The sequence below is a fragment of the Vibrio chanodichtyis genome (genome assembly GCF_028863985.1).
GTDB lineage: Bacteria > Pseudomonadota > Gammaproteobacteria > Enterobacterales > Vibrionaceae > Vibrio > Vibrio chanodichtyis.
Genome location: NZ_JARBFT010000001.1, coordinates 184872 through 196095, shown reverse-complemented (window position 1 = coordinate 196095; position 11224 = coordinate 184872). Strand labels below are relative to the sequence as shown.

At 41.2% G+C, this 11224-nt stretch carries 9 protein-coding genes; 3 read left to right on the top strand and 6 right to left on the bottom strand.

All coding sequences use genetic code 11. The features are described from left to right. Window positions 1–390: 390 nt before the first annotated feature. Window positions 391–1248, top strand: coding sequence for an ABC transporter substrate-binding protein (locus tag PUN32_RS00815; RefSeq protein WP_274721321.1), 858 nt, complete (start codon window positions 391–393; stop codon window positions 1246–1248). 11 nt (window positions 1249–1259) lie between these two features. Continuing rightward, the gene (locus tag PUN32_RS00810; RefSeq protein ID WP_274721320.1) at window positions 1260–2732 is read left to right on the top strand and encodes a methyl-accepting chemotaxis protein; all 1473 of its coding nucleotides are present in this window, start codon (window positions 1260–1262) and stop codon (window positions 2730–2732) included. 175 nt (window positions 2733–2907) lie between these two features. On the opposite strand, the gene PUN32_RS00805 is transcribed toward PUN32_RS00810, so the two are convergent. Next, a complete protein-coding gene (locus tag PUN32_RS00805; protein WP_274721319.1) occupies window positions 2908–3405 on the bottom strand; it encodes an Lcl C-terminal domain-containing protein in 498 nt (165 codons plus the stop codon). 3 nt (window positions 3406–3408) lie between these two features. Then, window positions 3409–4959, bottom strand: coding sequence for an alkaline phosphatase (locus PUN32_RS00800; protein ID WP_274721318.1), 1551 nt, complete (start codon window positions 4957–4959; stop codon window positions 3409–3411). A gap of 661 nt (window positions 4960–5620) precedes the next feature. Between PUN32_RS00800 and PUN32_RS00795 the strand changes: the two genes are divergently transcribed. After that, window positions 5621–6703 carry an MBL fold metallo-hydrolase gene (locus PUN32_RS00795; protein WP_274721317.1) on the top strand — a complete coding sequence of 361 codons (1083 nt, stop codon included), beginning with the start codon at window positions 5621–5623 and terminating at the stop codon, window positions 6701–6703. A 194-nt stretch (window positions 6704–6897) separates the two neighbouring features. Here PUN32_RS00795 and PUN32_RS00790 read toward each other — a convergent pair whose 3' ends face one another. From PUN32_RS00790 to PUN32_RS00775, 4 genes are all read right to left on the bottom strand, one after another. Next, window positions 6898–8157 carry a sensor histidine kinase gene (locus tag PUN32_RS00790; protein ID WP_406707935.1) on the bottom strand — a complete coding sequence of 420 codons (1260 nt, stop codon included), beginning with the start codon at window positions 8155–8157 and terminating at the stop codon, window positions 6898–6900. Window positions 8158–8168: 11 nt separating this feature from the next. Continuing rightward, a complete protein-coding gene (locus PUN32_RS00785; RefSeq protein ID WP_274721315.1) occupies window positions 8169–8846 on the bottom strand; it encodes a response regulator transcription factor in 678 nt (225 codons plus the stop codon). 78 nt (window positions 8847–8924) lie between these two features. Further along, window positions 8925–9305, bottom strand: a complete 381-nt coding sequence (locus PUN32_RS00780) for a diacylglycerol kinase (protein ID WP_274721314.1) — start codon at window positions 9303–9305, stop codon at window positions 8925–8927. Window positions 9306–9329: 24 nt separating this feature from the next. Continuing rightward, complete coding sequence (locus PUN32_RS00775; protein WP_274721549.1) at window positions 9330–10922, bottom strand: phosphoethanolamine transferase; 1593 nt, start codon at window positions 10920–10922, stop codon at window positions 9330–9332. Between the last annotated feature and the right edge of the window lie 302 nt (window positions 10923–11224).

Genomic DNA, 11224 nt, shown 5'->3' with positions numbered 1-11224 from the left:
CATACTGCATAACAATCATCAATACCAAAACATAGAAATAAAACAAAAACTAATAGTAATGTCATGCTTCTATTACAATAGCGTTAGCCACCCCTTATTCACTTGAAACATTTAATTACACTTTGCACAACAAAACGGCAGAAATAATAAAATAATTAAGTCGTAACTAATCTGAACACCAATAAAGCATCACCCAGACAAATTCCAAAATATAAAAAAATAACAATAATCAATACCACAATAAGAATTAACCCACATTAATCCAAGTCCTTATTCTGAACGCCGTTCAATACAGTAACCCAATATGATATATTTGAACTCAGTCGATAATGCTATAGGACTATGGCGTACTCTTTATCGCAGATAATTATTCAAAATATAGAGGGAGTTATGAGCAAAATTTTTACTTTAAGCGTGCTGATATCTAGCCTTTTTTCGGTAGGCACTTTTGCTGAACCGTTAAAAGTGGCGGGGAAGCCTGATGATGACAAATTACACTTAACCTTAATTAAAGAAGTGATCAAACGGTCCGATCGCTTTGACAGTCTTGAATTTATTTACCGTCAAAATGGTGAGCCAGCCGCTTCGCGCATCATGGCCGATCTTGAGTCTGGGGCCCTCGATGTTATGTGGGTAGCAACCAGTACAGAAATGGAGCAACGTTTTACTGCGATACGCTTTCCGATTTATCGAGGCTTACTTGGGATGCGCATCGGTTTAATCCATCAAAAAGATCGTCAACTACTGGCCCATGTGCGCAACAAAGCCGATCTTCAGCAATATACCATTTGTTCAGGAAAAACCTGGCCTGACACTTTCATCCTTGATGCTAACGGCTTAAAAACCGCTAAATCACTAAAATACCCCAACATATTTGAAATGATGCTGGCAGGAAATCGCTGCCATTTCTTCTCTCGTGGCGTGATGGAACCTTTTGCCGAGGCGGAATCTCACCCTCAATTGCCTCTGGCGATAGATAGCCACATTATGCTGCGTTATCGAATGCCTTACATGCTATTCGTTAAAAAAGGCAATACGGAATTGCAGCAGCATTTATTTACCATTATCGATGAAATTTTTGCCGATGGTACCTACGAACAGATGTTCTTTGCCGATAGAGAAGTGAATATGGTGCTGTCGCTGGCTAAATTAGATCAACGCACCATCATCGATCTGGACAATCCATATTTGACCGAAGAAGCCAAAACCATACCTCAGAAATACTTTTTTGACCCGCTTGCAAACTGAGATTGAACCCCATGAATAAACTGACTAAAAAAATGATCCTGATGATTTCGGCAATCATGGTTATGGTTGCTGCCGTGACGCTGCCGACTCAATATATCATCACTAAAAATGCCGCTGAACGAGAAGCCAAACACAATGCGCTTGAAGTGGCAGCAGAACTTGAAGTGATCTTACAAGAGCCGGTGTATGTATACGATAAGCCTCTGGTACAAAATATCATCGATGCCTACGCGGCAAAAAATTCCATCGCTTTTATCTTGGTCGCCGATCAAAACGGTAAACCATTAGCTGAAGTAAAAGTTCGCCCTGCGGAAAACACTTCCGATGTTGCGATCACGTGGGATAACTTAGCGGTTGGTAAAGTCACCATCGGCTTTAACCAAGCGGCTATGCGCGAAAAATTAGCCGATACTATGACGATGTCCTCATTAATCATATTGTTGGTTTTTGTCGTCAACTTGCTATTAATTTCTCTAGTAGTAGATCGCAAAGTCGTCAATCCGATCAAACAGATGTCAGACAATATGCACGACATCGCAGCTGGTGGCGGTGATCTGACTTCGCGTGTTGCCGAGCAAGGCAACGATGAAATCACCGAACTTGCCGCCGCTTTCAACCAATTTGTCGCAACCGTGCAAAGCATTATCGTGGATACCGCAAACACCACCCAGCATCTCACTCATAACGGACATGCGATTGCACAATTACGCGATAAAATGAACGCACAAACTAGCCAGCAATCATTACTCACCCATGAAAGCCTAAGCAAAATTGAACAATTTGATCTGGCCACCAAAGAAATTGCTGCGCACACAGAAAACACCTTGCATCAATCTAATGATGCGCTGCAATTAAGTCATCGCAGTGGTGAAACAATTAAAGTCAACGCAAGCAACATCGATGAATTAGTGACTAGCCTAGAGAGTGCGGCAGACTGTGCCAACTCATTAAAAGTCAGCAGCGATGATATTGGTCGAGTGATTGTGGTGATCAAAGCGATTGCCGAGCAAACCAACTTACTGGCGCTCAACGCCGCGATTGAAGCAGCTCGAGCTGGTGAAAGCGGACGTGGTTTTGCAGTGGTTGCCGATGAGGTGCGGGCATTGGCATCAAAAACCCATGATTCCACTAACGAAATTGAAACCATCATTCAACGTCTACAAACCGAAGCTTCAGCATCCTTCAACGCTACCCAAAAATCCAAGCAACTGATTGAGCGCACCCAACAGAGCTCAGCTGAAATCCAACAAGCACTGAGCAGCATTATTCATTCCGTTTCGTCGATCAATACTATGGTCGATTCGGTAGCCTCGGCGTGTGAAGAGCAATCCAATGTCAGCTCAACCGTCACCGACGATATGCACCGCTTAAATTCAAGCGCCAGCCAAATGCAGGTGGTTAACGGAAACTTACAATCTCTCGCCGAAGACATCTTGGGCTATACCCAAGAGCTCTCCGGACAGATTGCACGCTTTAAATATTGAAATCCATCAGTTAACGACAGAAGAGGCGTCAGCGCCTCTTCTGTTTTATACAGAGAACCCCGCACAACTTAGCCGACATAAAAAATCCGAGTGTTTCACAACACTCGGATTTTGCTACCAGCTAAGGCTTCATTCTATGGCTGATCAAAATAATATTCAGCACATATACTCTTTTTTATTTCTCGTGGTTTCTCACTAGCCGTATAAGGTTAGAAAGATACATATCCTCCTCCCCAATATACCCAACAGAAAAGTCGACATAACTGTAATAGCTACGGTCTGCCGTACTTGTCCAATACCAAGCTGAACGAGTATTGGGGAATACAGAGAGTTCAACTGCGGGTTTAACACATCCCTCTTTACGTATGGAAGCCAACTCTTTAATAGTCGGAAGCCGCCATTTACGCTCAAGCATTGAATTAATTTTCCCCACTTTATCAAAAGCCTTGTGAATTTGAAAAGTTTCAATCATTCCAAGTTCACAATGATCACCGTAAAGACCGATAGAGCATTTCATCCACTCTAAATTAGTCAGCTTATCCAGAATTACGCCATGCTCGATTTCAACGTAGCGATCCAATTGCTCTCCTATCCCATCCTTACAGTATTGCGCCAAGCAATAGTTAGGTAACAAGGATAATAGGCAAATAGCTAACTTAATGGTTTTGATCATAAATTAATCCAACATCGCCTTAATCGCACGAAATACATCAGTATTATCTAAGTACGAACCATCAGTGTTGTGCTTAGTATGCAAAGAAAAGCCCTCATCTTGATCAATAATGAAATTATTTAATAGACTTGCTTTGTCCCCTTTGGCCCACAAACGCACTAATTCATTAGTATGTTGGTTAGACCAGAAACGGACATTAACGCCATCAATCGCTGAATTACCAGCACCAAAGTTTTCTGGAACTTCATAAGCATGATCTGGTAGATCAGAAAGAACACTCATTGGCATCGCGTTACCATGGTCAGTGGTAACAATGAGTACAGTCTCTTCCCAGTTACTATTTTCTTCAACCCAAGCCTTTACTGCTGCGACTGATTGGTTAAAGTCATAAGTCTCTTCAATCAGGTAGTTAACCTTGTGGTGACCCTGCTGGTGATCATGAGCAGCCCAATCTGTCGCCCCTCCCTCAACCATTAGGAAGAAGCCCGTATTTTTAGCTCCCAGATAATTAAGTGCGCCTTTGGTCATAGTTTCTAAACTTGGAACACTCTCCAATTGAGCCACACCACTAGGCCAACGAGGATCTTTCCCCATATCGGTAGAACGTGAAGCTTGTAGCGTGTTACGAACTTTAGGAATACCAACCAATGGCGCATCAAGGTCTAGATCCATATTACCAGAAGCGAGTAATTCAAATTCTCCCTTATCTGAAATCAAGCGGTTCGGTTTTTCGATACCATCACGATAAAGGGTACCTTTACGCAGAGATTCCCATGCACCCTCATCAATATTATTGAATCGGTTTTGACATGCCCAATGTGCGTTACACTCTTGCGGGTTTTCATGAGAAAGAAGAAGCATATTATTGCCCTCATCATCCCATTCTGGGTGACCTGTACCCATTAATAGATCGACATAACCGTTAGTTAACTGATCAATAGAAATCCCGGTCATATCACGACGAGTAGTGTTGTGTGCGGAAAAGGTGGCTGGTGTTGCATGAGAGATTTGAACAGAGGAAACAACACCTGTAGACATTCCTTTTTGCTTTGCAATCTGGGTAATGTTAGTTAGTGGCCGGTCGTAGTTATCATGACCTACTGCGTTATTGTAAGTTTTCACACCAGTCGCAAATGCAGTGCCAGAGGCCGCAGAATCTGTATAGTTTTCTCTTAGATATTGATAGCCTTTGATATAGGCCTCATAACCGTCTTTATCTTGTACCTCATCATTTAAAGAGGTTTGCCACGCTCGACTTTTATCATAATTAACCTGTGATTCATCATTGTGTGTGGGCGTACTCGATGTGTTTAATGGATATGTTGAGACACCAAGGCGTAATTTCATGTCGGAATAAACCGAAGAATCATTGGCTAGTTTACCTTCACTCCAGTAAGACGCCATATCCCAAGTGCCATAACTTGCACCATCGTTAATCATTAGAATGACATTTTTAACTTTTGTATCACTACTTTTAGTATCGTCACTTGAATTATTACAACCGGACATCAAAGTCACAATCGATAAACACAATAACGTTTTCTTGATAATCATAATGCTAATACCTCTCATTGTTATGTAAGCCAGTACGGTAACAATGCTAAGTGTCAGATTTATTAAGGATTTTTTATAATTACAAGGCTTAATTGTGTCACCAATTTAGTCAACTACACCTCAAGCGCAACCAGCTACGTAACAAGAATCAAAATTAAAACCCATAAACATCAACATGACTTATGCAACATAACCGATTTAGTTCCATCGAATTACGCAACAAAGCCTGCTTCGATTGCAAAAATTGAAATAAAGGGCAATCGATTACCAGATGCGGTACAAATTTACTCGGATGTCGAAGCGCCATTAAAATCATGAATGAACTATACGCAAACTACTTGGAGTTGCAGGTAGACGGCAAGTGTGAATGAGTCCCCATGAGCATTGGCAAACTATGTGATTGGGGTGAAGCAACGTAGCCAACACTGCTGCAGCTTCAAGTAATAAGCGGATATTTAACATATTATTATATTAATACGTTAATTCCGTCATCTTATGATTATTAAATCAGCATGGTTTAAGCCATGAAAATAACCAGTTAGATTGAGTTTTTATTGGCATGTGAAAATCAAAAATATTGACACAGCTCAATTTAGCAGGTTAGTTTCCAATTCAGATCAATAAAAATTTATTTAAATTTAAAGGTAACTAAGGTTTACACGTGAAAATTCTGTTTATTATTCTGGCAATTGCATTAGCCAGTGTTTATTTCTATATGAAACAACCCGCGTTGATCAACCCGATAGTTGAACCACAGCTTAACAGTGACCATTATTCGAACGGATATTTTAACAATCCGATTGAGAGTCCGGTCAGTACTAGCTCGGAAAGCTTTGCATCTAAACTCTATAAATTTGTGTTTGCTAAATATGAAGAGGCGACTCCAACACAGAGCATTCCATCTCGTAAAACAAATTTACATCAGTTGGATCCGAGTGAAAATATTATCGTGTGGATGGGGCATTCATCTTACTATATGCAATTAGAGGGAAAGAAATTCCTTATTGACCCAGTATTTAGTCAAAATGCCTCGCCAGTGCCGATGACCAACTTAGCTTTTGCTGGATCAAATATCTATCGTGCAGAGGACATCCCTGAAATTGACTACTTACTGATCACTCATGACCACTGGGATCATTTAGATTACCCAACCCTGAATGCACTGAGAGCCAAAATCGATCAGATTATTACCCCAATTGGGGTGGGATCATACCTAGTACAGTGGGGATTTGATGCCAATAAAATCTACCAAGGTGATTGGTTCACCACGTTTGAACAGCAAGATATCACCATTCATGTGTTACCTGCGCAACATTTTTCGGGGCGAATGCTAGAGCGTAATCGAACGTTGTGGGCATCATTTGCAATTGTGACCGCTAAACACACGATCTATTTTAGTGGCGATACCGGTTATAGCCCGCACTTCAAGCAAATTGCCGAGCAAATCGGTGATATTGATATTGCCGTGCTGGAAAATGGTCAATATAACGACGATTGGGCTTATATTCACATGACACCAGAGCAAGCGGTACAAGCGGCAAAAGATTTGGGCACCAAGGCTGTGTTACCTTCGCACAACAGCAAGTTTAAGCTTTCGCGTCATACTTGGTATGACCCGCTGCAACGAGTTTATAACGCGAGCCTAAACCAGCCTTTCAAGCTGATGACACCAATGATTGGTGAGATGGTCGAGATTGATAATGACCAACAAGCGTTCAGCATGTGGTGGCAAGAGATTAAATAGCCTTAGCGCTCACCGGTGCAAACCATCACCCACTATTGGCGATGGTTTATCAATCACAACAAGCCTATCAGTTCGAAACGGATAGGCTTTTTCAATACGGTAATGTGATTAATCAAACCTGATATTACTGATCGCGGCACATGGTTGTCGCTAATTCCATTAAAGATAGCAACGCACTATTACCTAAAAATAATTTACCCAAAAATAATGATCGCCTCACAGCCACCGTCTGGCGCATTTTGTATGGAAAATTGCCAATCATAGCGACGGCACAGATCTTCAACAATTAATAGACCTAGACCATGCCCATCTTGATTGGGAGTTTGATTGAGTCCTTGACCACTATCGCGAATGGTGAACGATAGCGCATCAACCTCAACCCTAACCCCACCATGATCGGTGGCTGCAATCGCATTTCTGAGCAAGTTACCGACCACCATATTCAGCACCGCAGGTGAGGCGTAGATCTGTGGCATCTGGTGAAAAATCAGTTCCACACTAATGTTTTTATCTTTGGCCTGAGCACTATTGTGCTCAATGATGGTTGCCAGTTCGGCTTGGCTAACCGAGCGCAATACGGTTTCCTCTTCGACCCGCTCGTAACGTACGAGCGCTAATAAAGCATCGACCATCACCGTCATTTGCAATGTGGCCTGATTGATACGTACGATCTGCCGCTGCTGAAAAGCGTTATGCACATTACGTTCTAATAGCTGGCTTGCCCCTTTCACAATTGTCAGCGGCGTTCTTAATTCATGGCTGGCATAACGAGCGAATGCTTGCTCACGTTTTAATAAACTATGAATATCATGTCGATATTGATTAAGTTGATCCGCTAAGATCTGAAATTCACTGGCACTGCCATTCGGGATCACAAATACGTGAGCCGCATTACCACTTTGCTCAGTTAATTGTTTGATCAAATAATTAATCGGTTTAATTAAACGTTGCGACAAGCGCCTTAATAGTATCGCAAAAATGAGTAACAATCCTGCAATACTCGTGATAACAATCAGGCTGGCATAGACAGTTTCATAATCAGCAAACTCAATTTGGTTAATATCAGAAATTAATATAACCGGCTTTTTCTCACCCTCTTTTAAGTAATAACCGAAATAGAGCATAACCGATTCGGTGCCATAGCCTACCTCACCGACAAAACTCTCTCTGCCCTTAAAATATTTATGATATTTTTTCGGAATCAACTGAATATCATCATAAGCATGAGTAAGAATATCAATCGTGATCTCACCAGACTCGCCATTAATAAATCTTTGAATAGCTTCATTTTTATCTATTTCAATGCGCCGCTCTCCAACTTTATCTTCAGACCAATGCAGCGCTGCAAAAAAAATTATATAGCTCACCACTCCCATGATAAGCGAGACAATGGTAAAAAAAATCGCCAACTGATTAGTTAGAGTTCGGGTACTGGCAAAACCAATACTTTTCATACCAATACTTTTCATATTGCTTTCTCCAACCGAAAACCAATTTTTGGCACAGTGATCAGCATAGATGAAGCAAAAGGCTTATCTAATTGACTACGTAATTGGTAAATATGGCTGCGCAATATATCATTATTAGGTTCATTATCTTGCCAAAGCATATTAGTAATATCATCACGGGTGACAATATCTGGAGCTCGTTGGCAAAGTAATTCTAAAATTGAATAAGTTGTGGGATTTAATAAAATCCGGATACCATCACGATAAGCTTGACGAGTTTTTTGATCAATGCGCAAACTACCAAATTGTAAAGATGCTTCTGTAACCGTGCGCCGGTAGCGTTTAATTAACGCTTGCAAGCGAGCATCTAATATTTCAAGGTCAAACGGTTTGGTTAAATAATCATCCGCACCGTAGTTGAAACCATTTAACATATCCTCGCGGCTATCAAGTGCGGTTAACATCAGTATCGGGGTCTCATTTCCTGCGGATCTAAGCTTTTCACACACGGTCAAGCCATCCATACGTGGCAGCATAAGGTCCAGAATAATCGCATCAAATGCAGTCTCTAATGCCAACTTGAGGCCTAACTCTCCATTATCGGCATAATCAAGCTCGACCTCTTCACTTAAAAAATAATCAAATAAAATCCCGGCGACTTCTCGATTATCTTCGACGATAAGCACTCTCTTCATATTATTTGCTGATAGCCTTATGCAACCACAAACCCTATTGTATTTAAAACGATATTGATGATTAAAAAGTGTTGATGGTTAAATATAATTTGTCCACACCACTACAAACCAAATCGTCAGCGAACAGATCATACTCAGTAATACGACTGCAGAGCCAATGTTCTTCGCCACACCCGATAGCGCATGATATTCCAACCCTACCCGATCGACCACCGCTTCAATCGCAGTGTTGACCATTTCCGCAAATAAAACAAATACCATTCCTAACATCACGAATAGGGTATGCATGGCGGGTAAATCCAGCCAAAAAGCAAACATTGTCAGCGGCACAAACAGCATCAATTCTTGCTGAAAGGCCGCTTCGTTTTTACACAGCCATTTAAACCCATTAAAACTATGTACAAAGGTATACATGATCCGCTGCATACCCACCCGCTTAATAATAATTTCCTGTTGCATATTCTCGGCTCTCTATTCATCAATTTATGACGCTAATCGGCAATTTTGGGTAATATCAAGTTCAAGATTTTGCACTTGTGATTGTACGCCATATAGGCCAAGCAAGCTGTGAAATAAATTATCATGTGACAAGCTATATTTATGTGCTTTCTCCTTAAGACACTGAGTACTGAAGCCTTTTTGCTGCGCATAAGGTTCTGGGATCCACATCAGCCATGGCACTTGAGTCTGTTGTTTAGGAGCAATGGCATAAGGGGTTCCGTGTAAATATAGCCCACTCTCGCCCAGTGATTCACCGTGGTCAGAAATGTAGGTCATCATCACGTTATAGTCATTTGCTACCTTTTTCAGCTCATCGATCACCAGTGCTAACACATAATCGGTGTATACCAATGTATTGTCGTAAACATTGACAATTTGTTGATCATTACAGTTTTCAATATCACTACGGTTACAGGCGGGTTGGAAAGGAGCCTGCGCATCGGGATAACGCTGCCAATAAGTTGGACCATGACTACCAATAGTGTGTAATACCAGTAGTTTATTATGGTGACCTTGGTCGATAAACTCTTGGGCATCTTTCAACATCGCGACATCAAAACAGGTAGAACCGTTACAGTCTTGATTTTTTAGTGAGGCATCAATGGCGATATAAGGTAACTGCTTCGCAACCCCTTTATCTCCACCATCATTATCAATCCACAAAATATCCACTCCGGCGTGTTGTAGTACATTCAACACATTATCCTGTGCGGCAGCGGCAGCTTTATTATAGCTATGACGCGTCATATTAGAAAACATACACGGCACTGATAAAGCGGTATAAGTGCCACATGCAGAAACATCTTGAAATGAAATTAAGCCCATATCTTGGGTATATGGATTGGTATTACGTGGGTAACCATTATAGGCAAAATTCATCGCCCTCGCCGTTTCACCGAGCACAACAACCATTAAGGTTGGTTTACCATTTTCCACAGCTAAAACTTTCGCATCACCGCCCAACTCTTGGTATGCAAGTTGCGTTTCAAAATAAGACTTTTTTAAATATTTAGCCCCATTGTAGATATGAGCTGGAATAATCATTTTATTCAGATAGCTATTATTTCGACCCACAGAGGCATAATCTTTGTAGCACATTTCAGCAATCAGACCGATCCCCACCACGGCGATTAACACTATCCCTAAACGAGCAGTCAGCGCATGTTGCCAACTGCGGTAGGGAGTGATGCGAACCAAGATCAAAAATAGGCAAGGCAACCCACCAAACACCAACAGATACAATAGTGTGGTAGGGTTCAAGTAGAATCGTATTTCTGATGAGTTGGTTTCAAACACACTTTCCATCATCGTCAAGTCAAACATGGCCTGAAAATTTATTGCGGCATACAGTACCCCTGCCGAGGTCAGCACCACAAACGCCATAAATGGCTTAAAAACATACGGCCAAGCAAATAATGAAAATAGAATAATAAAAGCACAAATCAGTAATATGGGTGCTGTGTAAGCAAATAGAGGATTAGAAACATTCTCGCTTAACTTAAAAATGGTTTTTAATATGGGATAATTCATCACTGTCCCAAAATAGACGGCACAACATAGAATTAGCGTGGTCATCGTCATTGGAATACGGTGTAAGGGGAATCGCGTTACTGTTCTCATCAATAATAACCTAGTCCTAGTTTGATATTATCGGGATATACAGTTGCAGAAATTTAGACGATCAATTCAAATCCATCGCTTAATTGTAAAAACATCCAATAATCAATACGATTTGGTGAATGCCCCATCATCCAAATATCTACAACACAAGAAGTATCGCAATGATGATGTGAAAAAAATGTCAATGATGGCGTCGGTAGAGCACGCCATATTGTTGATGAGTAGCAAGAATGTAATCGGTGATCAGATGACCAGCC

Coding starts and splice junctions, on each gene's coding strand:
- PUN32_RS00815 (WP_274721321.1), top strand. CDS start 391: ATGAGCAAAATTTTTACTTTAAGCGTGCTGATATCTAGCCTTTTTTCG.
- PUN32_RS00810 (WP_274721320.1), top strand. CDS start 1,260: ATGAATAAACTGACTAAAAAAATGATCCTGATGATTTCGGCAATCATG.
- PUN32_RS00805 (WP_274721319.1), bottom strand. CDS start 3,405: ATGATCAAAACCATTAAGTTAGCTATTTGCCTATTATCCTTGTTACCT.
- PUN32_RS00800 (WP_274721318.1), bottom strand. CDS start 4,959: ATGATTATCAAGAAAACGTTATTGTGTTTATCGATTGTGACTTTGATG.
- PUN32_RS00790 (WP_406707935.1), bottom strand. CDS start 8,157: ATGAAAAGTATTGGTTTTGCCAGTACCCGAACTCTAACTAATCAGTTG.
- PUN32_RS00785 (WP_274721315.1), bottom strand. CDS start 8,846: ATGAAGAGAGTGCTTATCGTCGAAGATAATCGAGAAGTCGCCGGGATT.
- PUN32_RS00780 (WP_274721314.1), bottom strand. CDS start 9,305: ATGCAACAGGAAATTATTATTAAGCGGGTGGGTATGCAGCGGATCATG.
- PUN32_RS00775 (WP_274721549.1), bottom strand. CDS start 10,922: ATGACCACGCTAATTCTATGTTGTGCCGTCTATTTTGGGACAGTGATG.